Source organism: Streptomyces aculeolatus, from assembly GCF_020400605.1.
Taxonomy (GTDB): domain Bacteria; phylum Actinomycetota; class Actinomycetes; order Streptomycetales; family Streptomycetaceae; genus Streptomyces; species Streptomyces aculeolatus.
The window spans coordinates 32690-51638 of record NZ_JAINRD010000012.1 but is presented as its reverse complement, the minus strand read 5'-3'; the positions used below and the strand labels follow the sequence as shown (position 1 = coordinate 51638).

The following is an 18949-nucleotide window of genomic DNA, read 5'->3' as shown; positions in this document are numbered from 1 at the left end:
GCGGAGCGCCGGCGGCCGCGTCAGGCGGCCTCGCCGGAGGGGGCGCCGTCCGCTTCGCCGGACGCCGCCGAGTCGGTGCCGGTGGTCGTGCCGCCCTGGGGCGTCGTGCCGCCGTCGTCCGTCGTCGTGCCACCGTCGTCCGTGGTGCCGCCGTCGTCGGTCGTGCCGCCGTCGTCGGTGGTGCCTCCGTCGTCCGTGGTCCCGCCGTCGTCGGTCGTGCCGCCGTCGTCCGTCGTGCCCCCGTCGTCGGTGGTGCCGCCGTCGGTCGTCGTACCGCCGTTCTGGGTGCCGCCGTCGCCGCCGCCCGTGTCCGTACCGCCGCCGTTCGACGTACCGCCCTGCGAGGTCCCGCCGTCCGACGACGAGCCGCTGTCCGAGGGCGTACCCGGCGAACTGCTCGACGGGCTCTGCGGCGGTGCGCTGCTCGTCTCGTCGCCGGCGTCGGTCCACTCCTCTGACGGCTCCGGGGCCGACGACTCCGGCGACGGCGGCGCCGACTCGGAGGACGGGGTGCGGGACGGCTCCTCGGTGGGCAGCGCGTCGTCGTCCGCGGCGGCCGACCTCTCGACCTCGACCCGGTCGGAGGGCGGTTCGTCGCTGCCCGTCATCCCGAGGGTGACCACCGTGCCGAGCACCGCGACGAGCAGCGCGCCGGCGCCCGCCGCGATCAGGTTGCGCTTGGAGGCCGAAGCCGCCTCGGCACCGGGCCCGCGCACCGCCGGCGTCGCCTTCGTCTCCGCGCCCCCCGACGGCGGGGAGAGGAGCACCGCGGGCCGCTCCTCGCCCTCGCCCGGCTCGTCGAACGCGGCCACCGCCTCCGGTACGGCCGCGGCGCCGGCCGGCACGACCGGCAGCGCCGTGGTCACCGCCTCGCTGGCGCCGCCGTGCGTGACGAGCACGAGCGCACGCCGGCTGGCGATCTCGCCGCCGCGGTCGGAGATCGCCCCGCGCAGCGCGAGCGCCGCCTCCAACTCGGCCCGCGCCCGGGCCTCGTTGCCGGTGCACAGCGCCAGCACGCCCAGCTCGTGGTGGAAGTACGCCTCCGCCGCGACCTCGCCCGCGCGCCGGGCCGCCTCCTGCCCGTACCGCAGCGCCCGCTCCCAGGCGCTCCAGCGCAGCGCCGCGGCGAACGCGGGCGCGGCGGCGCGCGCGAGCAGCACGGCGGTGCTGGCGGTGGTGCCCTCCCGGTCGGCGACGAGGCCGCCGAGCGAGGCGAGGATGGCGTCCGCGTCGTCGGCGACCGTCTCGGGGGTCACCGAGCGGTGCGCGGACCACCAGGCGTAGTGCTGCGCGGCGGTGAGCGCCGGCTCCTGGCCGCCCTCCGCGGGCTGGTCGTAGCCGGCGGCGATGAGCTGGGCGGAGACGCCGGCCGCCAGCCGGTAGCGGCCGAGGCCGCCGGAGACCAGGCCGCAGCCGGCGAGTTCGGCGAGCGCGGTGTCGGCCAGCGCCTCGCCGGCGAGCGCGGGCAACTGCGCGTGGTGCGGGAAGACGCCGCCGAGGCCCACGGCGAAGCGCAGCGCGGTACGCGCCGCCCCGCTGAGCCGCGACGCCAGCAGCGCGGCCGGCGCGGCGCTCTCGGCCAGCGTCGGCAGCGGCTCGCCCATGCCCGGCCCGGCGAGCCGCAGCACGGCACCGGCCTGCACGAACCGCAGCGGCAGGCCCTCGGACTCGAACCACAGGTCCGCCGCCCAGGTGCGCTCGTCGTCGCTGAGCGGGCGCCGTCCGGCGCGCTCCAGGAGCTGCATGCAGGCGGCGCGGCCGAGGCCCGGCAGCGAGACCTCTTCGAGGTACGAGGCGGCCGTCGGCCCGGCGACGTCGGGGGTGACGGAGATCAGGTACGCGCACTCGGGGGTGGCGTCCAGCAGCTCTTCGAGCGCCGTGCCGCCGAACTCGGCGTCGTCGAGCACCACGACCGCGCCGATCGTCGGCAGCAGCTCGGCCAGCCGGCCGGGGTCGGGGCGCCGGCCGGCCAGCTCGTAGACGGCGGCGCACAGTTCGTAGCGCAGGTCGGTGGGGGTACGGGCCCGGCCGTTCAGCCGGATGACGCCGTCCGGTGCCAGCTCGGCGCAGTCGGCGGCGACGGCCTCCAGCAGGGCGGTGCGGCCGGAGCCGGAGGGGCCGGTGAGGCGGACGGAGCGGCCGCGGGAGAGCAGGCGCACCAGCCGCTCGCGGATCTCCTCGCGTTCCAGCAGTGGCAGTTGCGGGCCCGCCGGGCCGGGGGGCGGCGACGGCGGCCGGCGCTGTTCCGCGCGCTCCTCCGCGGTCATCCGGCGCGGCGGACCGGGGCGTTCCGCGGGCGGGCACAACTCGGCGTGGGTGCCGTCGACGGGGTTGACGGTGAGGCGGTACTCGCCGGCGATGACCCGGGCCATACGGGCAGGGCCCGGCCGGGAGCCGGCGGGGGAGCGGCCGTCGCCCGGGCGGCCGCGCCCGGCGCCCTTGCCGCCGGGGGCCGCACCGGTGCCCGCGCCGGCGGCGTCGGGGAGCGGGCCGGGGAAGGAGCCCGGGGCGGCCTGGCCGGCCTCCGCGGTCTCGTCGGGTACGCCGTCGGCGTCGTCGCCGTGGGGGCCCAGCACCTCTCCGGCGTACGGCCGCACGGGGTCGTCGCCGGGGAACGCGCCCGCGGCCTCGTACGGAGCCGGCGGCTCCGCGCCGGGGAACGCGCCCCCGTCGTGCTCCGGGTACGCGGCCCCGGGCTCGTCGGGGTCCGGGTGCGTGTACCCCGGCTCGCCGGGGTACGGACCGGGGGAAGCACCCGGGGGCGGGGTTATGCCCTCGGGTGTGTCGTCCTGTCCGTGGCCCGTGTTCGGGTCCATCGCGAAGCCCCCTGCCCGCCGTCCTGCGCCGTGCCGCTCCCCGGCCCGGAAACCCTATGACCTCCGCCGGGCGACCTGTCGAGGGGGACTCCCCGACGACGCCTTTTGTTCACTGAATCGTGAGGATGCGGTGGAGTCTCGTGGCCACCAGCAGTCGCTGCATCTGCGGCGGCACCCCGCGCAGCACGAGCCGGCGATCGGCCCGTCCTGCCCTGCGGTGTGCCCCCATGATGACACCCAGTCCTGTGGCGTCCCAGGAGTGGAGGTCGGTGAGGTCCAGGACCAGGTCGCCGTGGCCCTCGTCGACGGCCCGGTGCAGGGCGACGCGGGCGTCCGCCGCGCTGCGGACGTCGAGGCGGCCCCCGACGGTCAACTCGGCGCAGTCCCCTTTGATGTACGCGGGCGCCCCGGGGCCCGTACCGTCCGCGGTGCCGTCCGGCACCGGGCGGCGGGCGTTCCGGCGCGCGGGGCCCGCGCGGTGGCGGGCCGGGTGGTAGGGCGGGGCGCTTTCGCGGCCCTCCGCCTCAAACATGTGCGCTCCCCGTCTGCGGTTCTCGTTGTCCGTGATGCCGAGTCCGTGCCGGTTCCTCTAGTGATCTGACTCCCCCGGGCGGTGCCGGGTTGCCGTCTGTGCGGGTATCCGCCCCGATTTCACCCCTCCGGGGGACGCCGCACCCGCCCTCGGCCGCCTTCGCGGGCGGGCCGGGGCGACGGGCGGCCCGGGTCAGTGCTCGTAGAAGCCGCGGCCGCTCTTGCGGCCGATGTCGCCGGCGTCGACCATGCGGCGCATCAGCTCCGGCGGCGCGAACTTCTCGTCCTGGGTCTCGGTGTAGATGTTCTCGGCGGCGTGCAGCAGGATGTCGACGCCGGTCAGGTCGGCGGTGGCCAGCGGCCCCATGGCGTGGCCGAAGCCGAGCCGGCAGGCGGCGTCGATGTCCTCGGCGGTGGCGACGCCCGACTCGTACAGCTTGACGGCCTCGACGACGAGCGCGGTGATCAGCCGCGTGGTCACGAAGCCGGCCACGTCGCGGTTGGCGACGATGCAGGTCTTGCCGGTGGATTCGGCGAAGGCCCGGGCGCGGGCGAGGGTCTCGTCGCTGGTCCGCAGGCCCCGTACCAGCTCGCAGAGCCCCATCATGGGGACCGGCGAGAAGAAGTGCGTGCCGACGACGCGCTCGGGGCGGGCGGTCGCCGCCGCGATCTTGGTGAGGGGGATCGCGGAGGTGTTGGAGGCGAGCACGGCGTCGTCGCGCACCAGGCCGTCGAGCGTGCGGAAGATCTCCTGCTTGACGTCGAGCCGTTCGAAGACCGCCTCGACGACGATGTCCGCGTCGGCGGCGGCACCGAGGTCCGTGGTGGTGGTGATCCGGGCGAGTGCCTGCTCGGCGGTGGCCGCGTCCAGCTTGCCCTTGGCGACGAACTTCTCGTACGAGCCCTTGATGCCGTCCGTGCCGCGCGTCAGCGCCTCGTCGGTGAGGTCGCGCAGCACGACGTGCCAGCCGGCCTGGGCGGCGACCTGGGCGATACCGGACCCCATGAGTCCGGCTCCGACGACGGCGAGCTTTCCGGCGGATTCCACGGTGGTTCCCTCGCTATACGGCTCGTTCACGTGCTCCGAAGCGGACACTAGCGCTCCTGGCCCGTTCGCGGAGCGCTTAGAGATGCGCGTCACGTCTCAGATGACGGACATCACACGCCCGCGGCTCACTCGGCGGGCCGGCGCGCGTAGTTGAGCACCTTTTGGCCCAACAGGTCCGCCATCTCGTCGAGAACGCCGAGCGCGGCGCGCGAGACGGCCGCGGGGTGGCCGCCGGCGACCATCTCGCGGCGGATGAAGCCGTAGAGCGCGCTGTTGACCCAGGAGAGCTGACCCGCGATCAGCTCGGGCAGCGGGTCGTCCGCGGCGGCCCGGGTCTCCTCGCGGAGGGTGGCGGCGAGGAGTTCGAGACCCTCCTGCTGCATGTGCCACAGCCGGGCCTGGAGGGCGTTCGCCTCCTGGACGACGACGAGGAACTTCCCCATGCCCGGGTTGAGCCCGACCCGGCCGGACATCGCCTCGACGTCCTCCTGCAGTCCGCGCAGGACGGCCTCCGCGGCGGACTCGCCGGGCGCCCGGCCGCGTACGTCGCGGGAGGTGCGCTCGACCAGGCCGCGGCTGCGGTCGAGGAAGAGGTCCTCCTTGGCCGGGAAGTAGTTGTACACGGTGTTGACCGAGACGTCCGCGGCCTCGGCGACCTCGGCGACCGTGACCGCGTCGAAGCCGCGCTCCAGGAACAGGCCGGTGGCCACGTCGGAGATGTGCTGCCTGGTCTGCCGCTTCTTGCGCTCCCTGAGTCCCTCGGCCATGCACTCATCGTACCCAGCCTGGTGCGAGTGAAAAATTAGAGTCATTGCAAAAATTCAGTGACTCTGTTTTTCTGTGGGGCATGGCGATCCTCAGCGCGTCCGGCCTCGCCCGGACCTTCACCACCAAGCAGGGGCCGGTCGAGGCCGTCCGCGGCATCGACCTGCGGGTCCGGCCCGGTGAGATCGTCGGGCTCCTCGGGCCCAACGGCGCCGGCAAGACCACCACCCTGCAGATGCTCACCACCCTGCTGCCGCCCACCGGCGGCGCCGCCACCGTCGCGGGCCGCGACCTCGTCGCCGACCCCGCCGGCGTGCGCGAGCGGATCGGGTACGTGGCCCAGAGCGGCGGCGTCGACCCGCAGGTCTCCGTACGGGAGGAACTGGTCACCCAGGGCCGGCTGTACCGGCTCGCGAAGGCCGCCGCCGAGGCGCGCACCGCGGAACTCGCCGCCGAACTCGGCATCGAGGACCTGCTCGACCGCCCCTGCGCCGCGCTCTCCGGCGGCCAGCGGCGCCGGCTCGACCTCGCGCTCGGGCTCGTCCACCGGCCCGAGCTGCTCTTCCTCGACGAACCCACCACAGGACTCGACCCGGGCAGCCGCGCCGACCTGTGGGACCTGGTCCGCCGGCTGCGCGAGCGGCACGGCACCACCGTCGTGCTCACCACGCACTACCTCGACGAGGCCGACGCCCTCGCCGACCGGATCGTGGTCGTCGACCACGGCGTCGTCGTCGCCGACGGCACGCCGCGGGAGTTGAAGCAGCGCCACGCCGGCTCGCCCGGCGCATCCCTCCAGGACGCCTTCCTCGCCCTCACCGGCCGCCGCCCCGAGCCCGACCGGGACCCCGCCCCGCTGTCCGTCTGACGGCGACCGCCGCCCGCCCCGACTCCGTACGCCCCCAGCCCCCGGGAGACCGCCGTGCACGCCCTCGCCGCCGACACCGCCCTCGTCTTCGGCCGCTACGCCCGCCAGACCCTGCGCTCGCGCTTCCAGATGCTCTTCGGCATCCTCATGCCCCTGCTCTACCTCGTCTTCTTCGGCCCGCTGCTGCGCGACCTGCCGCTCGCCGCCGACGGCAGCTCGTGGCAGGTCCTCGTCCCCGGGCTGCTGATGATGCTCGGGCTGTTCAGCGCCTCCTTCGCCGGCTTCGGCATCATCGTGGAGAAGAACCTCGGCGTGCTGGACCGCATGCGCGCCACCCCCGTCAGCCGGCTCGCGCTGCTGCTCGGCCGGGTGCTGCGCGACGCGCTGCTGCTGCTCTTCCAGGCCGTGCTGCTCGTCGTCGCCGCGGTGGCGATGGGGCTGCGCGCGCCGCTGCCCGGGGTGCTCATCGGGCTGGTGTTCGTCGTGCTGCTCTCGACGGCGATGGCCTCGCTGTCGTACGCCTTCGCCCTGCGGGTGCGTACGCCGCAGGAGTTCGGCCCCGTCGTCAACGCCGTCACGCTGCCGTCGATGCTGCTGTCCGGGCTGATGCTGCCGATGGCGCTGGCGCCCGGGTGGCTGGACGCGCTGTCGCGCGCGGTGCCGTACCGCTACGTCGTCGACGCCGTGCGCGCCGCCTTCGTCGGCGAGTACGCGGGCGCCGAGATGCTGTGGGGCGCGCTCGTCGCCGCCGCGTTCGCCGTGGGGGCGGTGACGCTGGGCACACGCGTGTTCCGCGGCGCCGGTGCGTAGGGGTGCGGGCATACGCTGTGCGCATGGTCAACCTGACGCGGATCTACACCCGTACCGGAGACAAGGGCACCACCGCCCTCGGCGACATGAGCCGGGTGCCCAAGACCGACCTGCGGATCTCCGCGTACGCCGACGCCAACGAGGCCAACGCCGTCATCGGCACCGCCCTCGCCCTCGGCGAGCTGCCCGAGGAGGTAGCCCGCGTCCTCACCCGGGTGCAGAACGACCTCTTCGACGTCGGCGCCGACCTCTCCACGCCCGTGCGGCCGGACCCCGAGTTCCCGCCGCTGCGCGTCGAGCAGGAGTACGTCGACCGGCTGGAGGCCGACTGCGACCGCTTCCTCGCCGACCTGGAGAAGCTGCGCAGCTTCATCCTCCCCGGCGGCACGCCCGGCGCGGCGCTGCTGCACCAGGCGTGCACGGTGGTGCGCCGGGCCGAGCGGTCGACGTGGGCCGCCCTGGAGGTCCACGGCGAGGTCATGAACCCGCTGACGGCCACGTACCTCAACCGGCTATCTGATCTGCTCTTCATCCTTGCGCGTACGGCCAACAAGGCGGTCGGCGACGTCCTTTGGGTGCCGGGCGGAGAACGCTGAGCCCGCGCTGCCCTCGCGGCCGGCGTCCGGCTCCACCGCGCCGGCCGGGCGCTGCTTGGGGAAGAGCGTGTAACTCGCGGCGATGACCACGTTGATGCCGATGACGAACAGCATCCGCATCTGCCACGCCTTCAGCGACTCGGTGTCGCCGTCGCCGCCGACGTACCAGACGGCGCCCTGGAGCAGCGCGATCGCGATGCCGCTCGCCAGGATCCAGCGGGCGGCGGTCTTCCACTCGTGCAGCGCCCGCGCCATCCCGTACTTCGGCGGCTTCACCGGCGGCGGCCCGCCCGCGAAGCGGTGCGCGAAGCGGGCGTCGACCCAGCGGATCGTCGTCGGGCCGAGCGCGATCGAGAAGCCGATGTAGACGGCGGCCAGGCCGTGCTTCCAGTCCGGCTCCGCACCGTTCTTCAGGTCGATCGCCGTGACGATCAGCAGCACGACCTCCAGCAGCGGCTCGCACAGCAGCACCCCGGCGCCCAGCCGGGGCATTCGCGCCAGGTAGCGCAGCGAGAGCCCTGCGGCGAGCAGCACCCAGAAGGCGACCTCGCAGACGATGATGAGCGTGACGATCACGGTGCTCTCCCTTCCCGGGCCTGCTTCCAGGCTCCCGTGCGGGGCGCGCGGGCACGTCGTCGTACGCGACGATCCCGGACTGCATCCTTCGATGTAGCCCGAGGCCGCCGAAAGCGGGCCGGGATACGGAGGCCCGGGCCGCCACGGCCGTGTTTGATGGGGGAGTGACCAGCTCACGCCCCTCGCTCAGGCCGCACCGCGACGACGTGCTCCTCGCGGTCATCGGCATGCTCGGCGGGCTGGCGCTCTGGGGGCTCGGGCTGCACACCCAGGGCGGGCGGCCGTTCGACGACTCGCGGCTGACGCTGATCCCGCTGGCGTTCATGTCCGGCGCGGAGCTGCTGCGCCGGAGCCGGCCGATGACGGCGCTGGGCATCGCCACCGTCGCCGTCGTCGCCGACCAGTTCACGTGGGGCACGCTGGCCACGGTCATGATGTTCACGGACCTCGTGTACGCGGCCGTCGTCTACGGCACCGCGACCGCCGCCCGCTGGATCCCGCGGATCGCCGCGGGGCTCACCGTGGCCACGACCATCGTCGTGCTGGCCGTCTTCCAGGACCGGGTCGTGATCCTCGTCGGCGTCGCCGTCGGCCTCATCACGCTCGCCCCCGCCACCACCGGCGTCGCCCTGCGCTCGCACCGCCAGGCCGCCGACGCCGCCCGGCTGCGGGCGCAGCAGACGGCGCTGCTGGCCGAGCTGGACCGGCGCGAGGCCGTCGGCGCCGAGCGCGCCCGGATGGCCCGCGAACTGCACGACATGGTGGCCAACCACCTCTCTGCCATCGCCATCCACGCCACCGCCGCCCAGTCGATCGACGACCGGAAGGCGTCCCGGGAGGCGCTGTCCGTCATCCGCGAGAACAGCGTGCAGGGGCTGGCGGAGATGCGCCGCCTCATCGGCCTGCTGCGCGACTCGGAGGGCGACGGGACGAAGGACGAGCCGGCGGCGGCCCCGACGCTGGACGGGCTGGCCGCGCTGGTGGAGCAGGCCCGGGTCAACGGCACCGCCAGCGGCCTCGGCTTCACCCTCGACGACGCCCGCGAGCCGGGCGTGCAGCTGCCGGCGCCGGTGGAGCTGGCCGCGTACCGCATCGTGCAGGAGTCGCTGACGAACGCGCTCAAGCACGCCGCCCCGGGCGAGGTACGCGTCGCGCTGGCCGGACCCGAGCCGCTGACGGTGGCGGTGACCAGCCCGCTCGGCGACGGGCGGCAGCAGGACGGGCGGCCGGGCGGCGGACCCGTGCCGCGGGCGCCGGGCTCGGGCGCGGGGCTGATCGGGATGGAGGAGCGCGTGGCACTGCTGGGCGGCTCGTTCACCGCGGGGCCCGAGGACGGTACGGAAGACGGCAGCCGGGCGGGCAGCGGGAACGGCACGGGGAACGGCACCGGCAAGCGCTGGGCCGTCCGGGCCGGGCTGCCCGCCGGCGAGGACAGCGCACAACCGCAACGGAGGACCCATGGCTGACGCCGCCCCGCCCGTCCGGATCCTCGTCGCCGAGGACCAGCAGGCCGTGCGCGCCGGGCTCGTGCTCATCCTGCGCTCCGCCGCCGGACTCGACGTCGTCGGCGAGGCCGCCGACGGCGAGGAGGCCGTGCGGCTGGCCCGCGAACTGCGGCCGGACGTGGTGCTGATGGACATCCAGATGCCCAAGCTCGACGGGGTGGCGGCGACCCGGCTGATCAGCGCCGAGGAGCTGGCCGACGTGCTGGTGCTGACGACGTTCGACCTCGACGAGTACGTCTTCGGCGCGCTGCGCGCCGGCGCCGCGGGCTTCCTGCTGAAGAACACCGAGGCGGACGCCCTCGTGGAGGCGGTACGCACCGTCGCGCGCGGCGAGGGCCTGATCGCCCCGGCCGTGACCAGGCGGCTGATCGCCGAGTTCGCCGGCGGGCGGCGGCCCCCGGCGCCCGGCGGGCCCGACCCCGCCGTCCTCGACTCGCTCACGCGGCGCGAGCGGGAGGTGCTGGCCTGCCTGGGGCAGGGCATGTCCAACGCGGACGTCGCGGCCCGCCTCGACATGGCGGAGGCCACGGTGAAGACGCACGTCAGCCGGCTGCTGGCGAAGCTGGGGCTGCGCAGCCGGGTGCAGGCCGCGGTGCTCGCCCAGGAACTGGGCGTCTGAGCGGCCGGGGGCGCCTTCCCGTACGGACCCCGTACGGGAAGGCGCCCCCGGGCCGTCCGCGTACGCCTAGACGTCCCGCTTCGACAGCAGCGCGAACGCCAGCAGGAGCATCCCGCCGGTGACGGCGGCCAGCATGCCGAGCAGCCCCCAGCCGCCCATGTCGGCGTCGTCGAAGAACGGGATGCCGAAGAGCGAGGCGAGACCGCTGAGCGGGGAGTACTCGATCAGCTTGCGCTGCACGTCCCGCAGGCTCTCCGCCTGCATGAACAGCGCGATGATCAGCGGCAGCAGGATGAAGCCGACCATCGTGGTGATGGCGCCCGCGGAGTGCCGCAGGATCGCGCCCACGGCCAGCGCGAGCAGGCCGAGCAGCGACACGTACAGCGCCGCGCCCACGGTGGCGTCGAACCACTGGCCGCCGGTGGCGATCAGCTCGCCGCTGTCCGAGACCGAGTCCTTGAACATCGGGTCGCCGGCCTCGTACTCGGGCACCGTCTGGCCGCTGAGGACCGACGAGTGGATCAGCGCCGTGATCGCGCACGCCGCGGTGGTGAGCACGAAGGCGAGCACGAAGAACACCACGGCCTTGGCGGCCAGCACCCGCCAGCGCTGCGGCGAGGCGGTGAGCGTGGTACGGATCATGCCCGTGCCGTACTCGGAGGTGATCACCAGCACGCCGAGCGTCACGATGCAGATCTGGCCGAGCATCAGGCCGAAGAGGCCGCCGGAGAGCAGCGGCGCGCCGACCCAGTCGTCGGTGGCCATCGCCAGCGCGATGAGGAAGCCCACGCCGACGACGAGCACGAGCATGATGCCCAGCGTCCACATCGTCGAGCGCACCGAGCGGATCTTGGTCCACTCGGAGGCGAAGGCGTGGCCCAGGTGCGTCCTGACGATCGGGATCGGCGAGGAGTAGCCGCCGCCCGCGGGGGCGCCGGGCGGCGGTGCGAGGCCGGGGCCGGCACCGGGGAACCGGCCGGGAGCGGCACCGGGCACCGGGGGTGCGCCGGGGGCGGGGGCGGAGGGCTGCGGCGGGTAGCTCATCGGCGGGTCTCACCTTCGCGCGGGGCGGGAGCGGCGGCGCCGGCCGGGGCCTGCGGCGCGGCCGGGGGTGGCGGCGGGGCGTACCCCTGCGGCGGGGGCGGCGCGTAGCCGGGCTGCACGCCGGGCGGCGGCATGCCCGGCACGCCCGGACCGGGCTGCGGCACGCCGGGGCCGGCCGGGGGCATCCCCGGAGCGCCCATGGGCGGCGCGTAGCCGGGCCCCGGGGCCGCGTACCCCTGCGGGGGCACCGGGCCCGCCTGCTGGAGGCCGGCGCGGTGGTCGGCGGTGGAGCGGTAGTCCACGGCGCCCTGCGTCATCCGCATGTACGCCTCCTCCAGCGACGCCTCGTGCGGCGACAGCTCCCACAGCCGGATGCCCGCGTCGTGCGCCAGGTCGCTGATCCGCGGCAGTGGCATCCCGCCCACCCGCAGCGCCCCGTCGTCCTCCGGCTGCACGTGCGCGCCCTGCTCGGTGAGGGCGGCGGACAGCTTCTCCCGCGCCGCCTGCTCCCCGTCGGGGACGCGGACGCGCGCGTAGCTCGCCGAATGCGTGTTGATGAAGTCCCGCACGCTCATGTCGGCCATGAGCTGCCCGCGGCCGATGACGATGAGGTGGTCGGCGGTCACCGCCATCTCGCTCATCAGGTGGCTGGAGACGAAGATGGTCCGGCCCTCGCTCGCCAGCTTCTTCATCAGGTTGCGGATCCACAGGATGCCCTCGGGGTCGAGGCCGTTGACCGGCTCGTCGAAGAGCAGGATCTGCGGGTCGCCGAGCAGCGCGCCGGCGATGCCGAGGCGCTGGCCCATGCCGAGCGAGAAGCCCTTGGAGCGGCGGCCGGCGACCTCGCGCAGCCCCACGACGTCGAGCACCTCGTCGACGCGGCGCTGCGGGATGCCGGAGAGCTGGGCGACGCAGCGCAGGTGGTTGCGGGCGCTGCGGCCGCCGTGCACCGCCTTGGCGTCCAGCAGGGCGCCCACCTGGCGGGGGGCGTTGGGCAGCCTGCGGTACGGATGGCCGCCGACGGTGACGGTGCCGCCGGTCGGCTCGTCGAGGCCCAGGATCATGCGCATCGTGGTCGACTTGCCCGCCCCGTTGGGGCCCACGAAGCCGGTGATGACGCCCGGCTGGACGGTGAAGGAAAGGTTGTACACGGCGGTCTTCCCGCCGTAGGTCTTCGTCAGACCCTGTGCTTCGATCATGTGGCCCCCTGCGCCGGACACGGGGGCACACGCGACTTCCCGTCCCCCTTCAGGCTAAGAGGCTATCGGTGCGCTTCCGGTTCCCGGCGGGCAGGCCGTCAGGCGTCGCGCTTCTTCAGCACGATGTACCCGCCGATCAGCGCCACCGCCGTCCACGCGCACATGATGCCGAAGCCGCCCCACGGCCCGTACGGCGTCTCGTCGCTGTTCAGCGCGCCGGGCACCACCTGCATGACGCGCGAGCCCGCCTGGTCCGGCAGGTAGCGAGCGACGTCCCTGGTGGCCGGGACGCCCGCCAGGATCGAGGAGATCAGGAAGAAGAACGCCATCAGCAGGCCGAGCGAGAGCACCGTGCTGCGCAGCATCGCGGCGACGCCCATGGAGAACATCGCGATCACGGCCATGTACAGCCCGGCGCCGATGACCGCCCGCAGCACGTTCTCGTCGCCGATCGACGCCTTGTGGTCGCCGAGCAGCGACTGACCGAGGAAGAACGTGAGGAAGCTGGTGAGCAGTCCGACGATCAGGGCGAGCAGCGTGGCGACCGCGACCTTCGAGACGTAGAACGTGGCGCGCTGGGGCACCGCGGCCAGCGAGGTCTTGATCATGCCGGAGCTGTACTCCGTGCTGATCACGAGGACGCCGAAGACGACCATCGCGAGCTGGCCGAGCATCATGCCGAAGAAGCTGACCAGGGTGGGGTCGAAGGTGAGTCGCTCGGCCTCGGAGAGGTCGTCGAACGTGGCGTTCATGACGCCGGACAGGAGCGCGCCCACCGCGGCGGTGAGGACCAGCGCGGCGGCCAGCGTCCACATCGTGGAGCTGACCGTGCGGACCTTGGTCCACTCCGACTTGAGCACTGCCGAGGGTGCTGCCATGGCCGTCAGTCTCCCTTGCCCCACTGCGGACCCGGCGGGGGCGGTGCCTGCGCCGCCGGCGGCGCGCCCGGCACGGCCCCCGCCGCCGCGGCGGCGGCGTTCGGGTCGCTCAGATCGTGCGCGTGGTACTCGACCGCCTGGGCGGTCATCTGCATGAACGCCTCCTCCAGGGAGGCCTGTTGCGGGCTCAGCTCGTGCAGCGTCACCCGGTGCTGTGCGGCCAGCTCGCCGACCGGCTCCGCCATGTCGGCGCCCTCGATCTCGAACGCGCCGTCGCCCCGCAGGGAGACGGCCATGCCCGCGGCGCTGGCGGCGTCCTTGAACTGCTCGGGCTGCGGGGTGCGCACGCGCACGTACGACCGCGAGTTCTCCCGGATGAAGCCGGCCATCGAGGTGTCCGCGAGCAGCTTGCCCTGGCCGATGACGATGAGGTGGTCGGCGGTGAGCGCCATCTCGCTCATCAGGTGGCTGGAGACGAAGACCGTGCGGCCCTGGGCGGCCAGGCTCTTCATCAGGTTGCGGATCCAGTGGATGCCCTCGGGGTCGAGCCCGTTGACCGGCTCGTCGAACATCAGGATCTCGGGGTCGCCCAGCAGCGCGTACGCGATGCCGAGGCGCTGGCCCATGCCGAGCGAGAAGCCCTTGGACTTCTTCTTCGCCACCGCCGTCAGGCCGACGGTGTCCAGCACCTCGCTCACCCGGGCGGCCGGGATGCGGTTGCTCTGGGCCAGGCACAGCAGGTTGTTGTACGCGCTGCGGCCGCCGTGCATGTTCTTCGCGTCCAGCAGGGCGCCGATGTACTTCAGCGGCTCCGACAGCTCGCGGTAGTGCTTGCCGTCGATGCGCACCGACCCGGAGGTGGGGTTGTCGAGGTCGAGCATCATGCGCATCGTCGTCGACTTGCCGGCGCCGTTGGGCCCCAGGAATCCGGTGATCATGCCGGGCCGCACCTGGAAGGTCAGGTGGTCCACGGCGAGCTTGTCGCCGTACCGCTTGGTGAGCCCCTCCAGTTCGATCATGGGCTAACCCTAGGCGGGGAGGTCATCGAACGCATCTCCTGGGACCAATCGACACAACCGGATTGGCGCCCTCCGTCGCGGGGGCGGAGGGCGCCGGAGACGTACCGCACGGCCGGGCGGCGGTCATCCGCCCGGCCGCCGCGGCCTCAGCGGGACTGCTGGGCGGGCACGCCCGGCTTGTCCTCGACCTCGTCGGTGCCCCCCTGGGCGGCGACCTGCGCGCCGGTCAGCGTCGCCAGCATCTCGCGGACGTTGGTGAGCTGGGCGTTGATGCTGTCGCGGCGGTTGGTGAGCGCCGCCAGCTCGCGCTCGGACTCGCTGCGGATCCGCTCGGCCTTGGCGTTCGCGTCCGCCACGATGTCCTCGGACTGGCGCTGCGCGGTCTCCACCGTCTGCCGGGCGCGGCGCTCGGCGTCGGTACGCAGCTTCTCGGCCTCCAGGCGCAGCTGCTCGGCGCGGTGCTCGATCTCGGCGAGGCGCTTCTCGGCCTTGGCCTGGCGGGAGGCGAGGTCGCGCTCGGACTGCTCGCGGCGCTTGGCGAGGTTGGTCTCGAAGTCCGCGGCGGCCTGGGCGGCCTTGGCGCGGGTCTCCTCGAAGAGGGTGTCCGCCTCCTCGCGCTTGGACTGGGCATCCTTCTGCGCCTCGGCACGCAGACCGCTGGCCTCGCCCTTCGCCTTCTCGACGATCCGGGCGCCCTCGTCCTCGGCCTTCGCCTTGCGCTCGGCGGCGAACGACTCGGCGTCGTTGCGCACCTGCTGCGCGGCCGACTCGGCCAGCTCGCGGTGCTGGTCGGCGGCGCGGCGGGCCTCCTCGCGCAGGTCCTTGGCCTCTTCCTCGGCGAGCCGCAGGATCTTCTCCACCCGGGCACCGAGGCCGGCGTACGACGGCTCGGAGTCGGCGATCTGCGCCTGTGCGTTCTGCGTCTCGAGGTGCAGCTCCTCGATCCGCTTCTCAAGGGAGGTGATGCGCGAGAGGGCACTGTCGCGGTCGGCTACGAGCTTGGTGATCCGTTCGTCCACCTGCTCGCGGTCGTATCCGCGCCTTGCGAACTCGAAACCGAAGGGGTTGGCAGTGTCGCTCATGGGGTTCCTGTCGAAAGAGACCGAGTGAGGTGATAAGGGGAATCCTAGGGGTGCTGACGGCGTGTCACAGCGTCAATCCAGGTTTGATCTGGAGAATGTCCGCTCAATCGAGTGGTCTGCCACCGGACTGTTTGCCCCCCGAGCGGGCCGCGGCGGCGGCGGGGGCCTTGCCCCCGCCGTCCTTCCCCTTGCTGACCTGGCTGTTCTTGCCGTCCTTGGCGTCCTTGCCGTTCGCCGCGAGGGTACCGGGGTTCTCGAAGGACTCCAGGGCTTCGAGGACGTCCTGCACGCGGGAGATCTCCGCGTTGATGTCCTCGCGTCTGCGGGTGATCAACTCCAGCTCGCGGCCGCCCTCGTCGACCATCCGCTTGGCCTCGGCACGCGCCTCGGCCTTCGTCCGCTCGGCCGCGTCGAACGCCTCGGCCTGCTTCTGCTCGGCCTCCTTGAGCAGCCCCTCCGCCTTCTTCACCGCGGCGATACGGACCTTGTCCGCCTCGCTCTTGGCGTCGGTGAGCAGCTGCCCCGCGCGTGTCTCGGCCGAGTTGAGCTGCTCGTGAGCTGCGGCGACCAGCTTGTCCACGCGCTCGCCGGCGGCCTTGGTGGCCTCCGCGGCCTCGCGCCGCGCGCGGTCGTGCAGGGCGTCGGTCTCGGCCTCCGTGCGCGTACGCAACTCCTCGGCGCGCTCGCGGATCGCCTGGGAGTCCCGGCGGGCCTCCTCCAGCATCCGGTCGGCGTCCGCGCGGGCCTTCTCCACCAGACCGCTCGCCTCCGACGTGGCGCCGCGCACCAGCCGATCGGATTCCTTGCGGGCGGCGGCGACCATCACGTCGGCCTGCTCCTCGGCCGCGGCGGTGGCCCGGGTCGCCTCGTCGTGCGCCTTCTCGACCAGCTTGTCGGCCTGTTCCGCGGCCTCCGCACGGCGCTTCGCGGCGTCGGCGCGGGACTCGTCCCGGACCCGTTCGGCCTCGGTACGCAGGCGCTCTGCCTCTGCTAGCGCGTCGTTGACGGCCGACTCCGCCAACTCCTTGGCGGCGTCCGTCTCTTCCCTGGTCTCCCGGCGCAGCGTCGCCGCGGCGTGCTCCGCGGCCGAGCGCAGCCCCGCGATCTCCTCGTCGGCCTGCCCGCGCAACTCGCTGACCGAGTCCCGTACCTGCTGGGCCGTCTGCTCCGCCGCGGCCACCAGCTCGCGCGCCCGGCGCTCCGACTCCTCGGTGACCCGGGCCGCCTCGGCCTGCGCCTCCTCGACCCGCTTCCGCGCCGAGGCCAGCAGCTCCTCCGCCTGCCGGGTGGCCTGCGTCCGCTCCCGCTCGGCCTCGCCGCGGGCCGCGGTCAGCAGCTCCTCGGCCTCGCGCCGCCGGCGCGCGGCCTCCTCCTGCGCGGCGCTCAGCGCCTCCTGCGCCTCCGCCGCCAGCCGCTCCGCGGCCGCGGACGCCTCGGTGCGGATCCGGTCGGCCGCCTCCTGGGCCTCGCGGCGCAGCCGCTCGGACTCGCCCGTGGCGTCCTCGTGCAGCCGCTGGGCGGCCGCCTCGGCCTCGGCGCGCGTCCCGGCCGTCTCGGCGGCCGCCTCCTCGCGCATCCGGGTCGCCTCGGCCTGCGCCTGCTGCTGGAGCGTGCGCAGCCGCTCCGCGGCCTCCGCGCGCAGCCGCTCGGTCTCCTCCGCGGCCTCCCGGCGGATCCGCTCCGCCTCGCCGCGGGCCCCGGCCAGCGCCTCGTCGGCGGCCGTGACCCGGCCCGCCGCCTCCTGCTGGAGCCGGTCCAGCTCCGTCTGCACCTCGGCGCGGCGGGCGGTGACGGCCTCGTCGGCCTCCGTACGGGTCTTGCGCGCCGCCTCCGCCGCGGCCTCGGCGATCTTCTCCGCCTGGGCCTCGGCCTCGGCACGCAGCTCGTCCGCCTCGGCACGGGCCTTGGCGAGCGCCTCCTCGGCCCGCTCGCGCAGCGTCGCGGCCCGCTCCGCGGCCTCGCCGCGCACCCGCTCGCCCTCGGCCGTTGCGGTCTCGCGCAGCTCCTCGGCGTCCGTGCCGGCCTTCGCGAGCAGCTCCTCGGCGGACTTCGCCGCCTCCTCGATCTGCGCGACGGCGTCCCGGCGGGCCTCGCCGCGGATCCGCTCGCCCTCGGCGGTGGCCTCCGCGCGCAGCTGCTCGGCCTCGTCGCGCAGCCGCCGGGCCTCGCCCTGCAGCTCGACCGTCTTGGCCCGGAACTCCTCGGTGTCGTCCTTGGCCGCGCCCTTGAGCTGCTCGGCCGCCGCGGCGGCCTCGTCCCGCAGCCGCGCGGCCTCCGCCTCCGCCTCGCGGCGGATCCGGTCGGCCTCCTCGCCGGCGGCCGCGGTGGTGTCCTCGGCCTGCTTGGACGCCTTGTTGAGCACGTCCTCGGCGGTCTTGGCGGCCTTGGCGATGGCGTTCGCGCTGTCCTCGGCGGAGCGCGTACGGGCCGTCTCCTCGGCCTCCGCGACCAGGGCCTCGGCCTGCGTACGGGCGTCGGCCCGCACCTGCTCGGCCTCCGCCTTGATCGCCTCGGCCTCCTTGGTGGCCTCGCCGACCAGCCGCGCGATCTCGTTGCGCGTGGTGCGCATCCGCTGGTCGGCGCCCGCCTCGGTCTCGGCGATCTTCTTGGTCGCCGCCTCCTCGGCCTGCGCCACCAGCCGGTCCGCCTCGGTGCGCGCGGCACGCAGCGCGGTCTCGGCCTCCGCGAGCTTCTCCTCGGCCCGGCGCTGCGCGTCCGTCGCCTCCCGGCGCGCCTCCTCCGCCTCCCCGGCCGAGGAGCTGCGCAGCTGCTCGGCGTGGCTGGTGGCCTCCTGCGCCTGGGTGGACGCGGCGTTCAGCAGCCGCTCGGCGTCGGCGCGGGCCCGCCGCAGCAGGTCGTCGGCCTCCGCCCGGGCGGCCTCCGCCTCGCTGCCGACCCGCTGGCGGGTCTGCTCCGACTGGCGCTGCGCCTCGGCCCGGGCGGCGGCCACGAGCCGGTCCGCCTCGGTCCTGGTCTCGTCCATGAGCCGGCGGGCCTGCGCCTCGGTACGGGAGCGCAGCTGCTCGGCCCAGGCGACGTTCTCGTTGACGTGGGTCTCGACGGTGGTGCGGCGCTCCGCCAGCTCCTCGTCCAGCCGCTGCCGCCGGGCGATCGCCTCGGCGTGCAGGTCGGCCTCCATCCGGGCCTGGCGCTCGGCGTGCTCCTGCAGCAGCCGCTGCGCCTGGGCGCGGCTCTCGCGCAGCTCCCGCTCGACGTCGGCGCGCAACTGGTCGGCCTGGGCCTGGGCGTTGCGGAGCAACTGCTCGGCCTGGTGCGAGGCGCTGTCGAAGGAGTTGCGGGCGCCGAGTCCGCGGCGCGCCTCGTGCAGCTTGGCGCGCAGCACCTCGACCTGGTAGCCGAGGTCCTCGGCGTGCTGGACGGCCTTCTCCCGCTCCTTCTTCAGCCGCTCGATCTCGGCCTCGAACTGCGAGAGCCCGTCCATCACGGCGTCAGGCTCGTAGCGGTCGTAGCCCCGCACTGCGCGGTCCCATCCGTCCCCGGGTCGTTTCTGCGTTGCTGGCAATGGCGATGACGTGCTGCGTTTCGTTGGCTGTTCGTGTGCTGGTACCGATGGTGTCAGATGATCGGGCCGC

Annotated in this window: 15 protein-coding genes and 1 pseudogene; 5 read left to right on the top strand and 11 right to left on the bottom strand. The window is 74.3% G+C overall.

The genetic code is table 11. The features are described 5' to 3' along the window. Window positions 1-20: 20 nt before the first annotated feature. The 4 genes from LG396_RS20540 to LG396_RS20525 form a co-directional block, all read right to left on the bottom strand. Entirely contained in the window at window positions 21-2816 is a 2796-nt protein-coding gene (locus tag LG396_RS20540; protein WP_225795870.1) for an ATP-binding protein, read from the bottom strand. 109 nt (window positions 2817-2925) lie between these two features. Beyond that, on the bottom strand, window positions 2926-3258 hold the full coding sequence (locus LG396_RS20535) for an STAS domain-containing protein (RefSeq protein WP_051642888.1): 333 nt from the start codon (window positions 3256-3258) through the stop codon (window positions 2926-2928). A gap of 282 nt (window positions 3259-3540) precedes the next feature. Continuing rightward, window positions 3541-4395, bottom strand: a complete 855-nt coding sequence (locus tag LG396_RS20530; RefSeq protein ID WP_018840020.1) for a 3-hydroxyacyl-CoA dehydrogenase family protein — start codon at window positions 4393-4395, stop codon at window positions 3541-3543. 125 nt (window positions 4396-4520) lie between these two features. Beyond that, window positions 4521-5162, bottom strand: a complete 642-nt coding sequence (locus LG396_RS20525) for a TetR/AcrR family transcriptional regulator (RefSeq protein ID WP_018840021.1) — start codon at window positions 5160-5162, stop codon at window positions 4521-4523. Window positions 5163-5242: 80 nt separating this feature from the next. Between LG396_RS20525 and LG396_RS20520 the strand changes: the two genes are divergently transcribed. The 3 genes from LG396_RS20520 to LG396_RS20510 are packed head-to-tail and all read left to right on the top strand — an operon-like array spanning window position 5243 to window position 7434. Beyond that, on the top strand, window positions 5243-6028 hold the full coding sequence (locus LG396_RS20520; RefSeq protein WP_225795869.1) for an ABC transporter ATP-binding protein: 786 nt from the start codon (window positions 5243-5245) through the stop codon (window positions 6026-6028). A gap of 54 nt (window positions 6029-6082) precedes the next feature. Continuing rightward, window positions 6083-6838 (top strand): ABC transporter permease, encoded by a 756-nt coding sequence (locus LG396_RS20515; protein ID WP_225795868.1) that lies wholly within the window; start codon window positions 6083-6085, stop codon window positions 6836-6838. 23 nt (window positions 6839-6861) lie between these two features. Continuing rightward, a complete protein-coding gene (locus LG396_RS20510; RefSeq protein ID WP_225795867.1) occupies window positions 6862-7434 on the top strand; it encodes a cob(I)yrinic acid a,c-diamide adenosyltransferase in 573 nt (190 codons plus the stop codon). Here LG396_RS20510 and LG396_RS20505 read toward each other — a convergent pair. Further along, the gene (locus tag LG396_RS20505; protein ID WP_225795866.1) at window positions 7351-8010 is read right to left on the bottom strand and encodes a hypothetical protein; all 660 of its coding nucleotides are present in this window, start codon (window positions 8008-8010) and stop codon (window positions 7351-7353) included. The genes LG396_RS20510 and LG396_RS20505 overlap by 84 nt on opposite strands. Before the next feature lie 164 nt (window positions 8011-8174). Between LG396_RS20505 and LG396_RS20500 the strand changes: the two genes are divergently transcribed. Beyond that, window positions 8175-9476 carry a sensor histidine kinase gene (locus tag LG396_RS20500; protein WP_225795865.1) on the top strand — a complete coding sequence of 434 codons (1302 nt, stop codon included), beginning with the start codon at window positions 8175-8177 and terminating at the stop codon, window positions 9474-9476. After that, window positions 9469-10134, top strand: coding sequence for a response regulator (locus LG396_RS20495; RefSeq protein WP_018840027.1), 666 nt, complete (start codon window positions 9469-9471; stop codon window positions 10132-10134). Before LG396_RS20500 ends, LG396_RS20495 begins: the two co-directional genes overlap by 8 nt. 66 nt (window positions 10135-10200) lie before the next feature. On the opposite strand, the gene LG396_RS20490 is transcribed toward LG396_RS20495, so the two are convergent. From LG396_RS20490 to scy, 6 genes and pseudogenes are all read right to left on the bottom strand, one after another. Next, on the bottom strand, window positions 10201-11178 hold the full coding sequence (locus LG396_RS20490; RefSeq protein WP_037753973.1) for an ABC transporter permease: 978 nt from the start codon (window positions 11176-11178) through the stop codon (window positions 10201-10203). Continuing rightward, window positions 11178-12377: pseudogene (locus LG396_RS20485) on the bottom strand (ABC transporter ATP-binding protein); the annotation flags it as partial. The pseudogene LG396_RS20485 and the gene LG396_RS20490, both read right to left, overlap by 1 nt. 98 nt (window positions 12378-12475) lie before the next feature. After that, window positions 12476-13255 carry an ABC transporter permease gene (locus LG396_RS20480; protein WP_225795863.1) on the bottom strand — a complete coding sequence of 260 codons (780 nt, stop codon included), beginning with the start codon at window positions 13253-13255 and terminating at the stop codon, window positions 12476-12478. Window positions 13256-13260: 5 nt separating this feature from the next. Beyond that, window positions 13261-14274, bottom strand: a complete 1014-nt coding sequence (locus tag LG396_RS20475; RefSeq protein WP_100298790.1) for an ABC transporter ATP-binding protein — start codon at window positions 14272-14274, stop codon at window positions 13261-13263. Window positions 14275-14420: 146 nt separating this feature from the next. Beyond that, complete coding sequence (locus LG396_RS20470; protein ID WP_018840032.1) at window positions 14421-15356, bottom strand: coiled-coil domain-containing protein; 936 nt, start codon at window positions 15354-15356, stop codon at window positions 14421-14423. A 103-nt stretch (window positions 15357-15459) separates the two neighbouring features. After that, on the bottom strand, window positions 15460-18834 hold the full coding sequence (gene scy / locus LG396_RS20465) for a polarized growth protein Scy (protein ID WP_018851121.1): 3375 nt from the start codon (window positions 18832-18834) through the stop codon (window positions 15460-15462). Between the last annotated feature and the right edge of the window lie 115 nt (window positions 18835-18949).

Coding starts and splice junctions, on each gene's coding strand:
- LG396_RS20520 (WP_225795869.1), top strand. CDS start 5,243: ATGGCGATCCTCAGCGCGTCCGGCCTCGCCCGGACCTTCACCACCAAG.
- LG396_RS20540 (WP_225795870.1), bottom strand. CDS start 2,816: ATGGACCCGAACACGGGCCACGGACAGGACGACACACCCGAGGGCATA.
- LG396_RS20470 (WP_018840032.1), bottom strand. CDS start 15,356: ATGAGCGACACTGCCAACCCCTTCGGTTTCGAGTTCGCAAGGCGCGGA.
- LG396_RS20490 (WP_037753973.1), bottom strand. CDS start 11,178: ATGAGCTACCCGCCGCAGCCCTCCGCCCCCGCCCCCGGCGCACCCCCG.
- LG396_RS20480 (WP_225795863.1), bottom strand. CDS start 13,255: ATGGCAGCACCCTCGGCAGTGCTCAAGTCGGAGTGGACCAAGGTCCGC.
- LG396_RS20495 (WP_018840027.1), top strand. CDS start 9,469: ATGGCTGACGCCGCCCCGCCCGTCCGGATCCTCGTCGCCGAGGACCAG.
- LG396_RS20510 (WP_225795867.1), top strand. CDS start 6,862: ATGGTCAACCTGACGCGGATCTACACCCGTACCGGAGACAAGGGCACC.
- LG396_RS20475 (WP_100298790.1), bottom strand. CDS start 14,274: ATGATCGAACTGGAGGGGCTCACCAAGCGGTACGGCGACAAGCTCGCC.
- LG396_RS20525 (WP_018840021.1), bottom strand. CDS start 5,162: ATGGCCGAGGGACTCAGGGAGCGCAAGAAGCGGCAGACCAGGCAGCAC.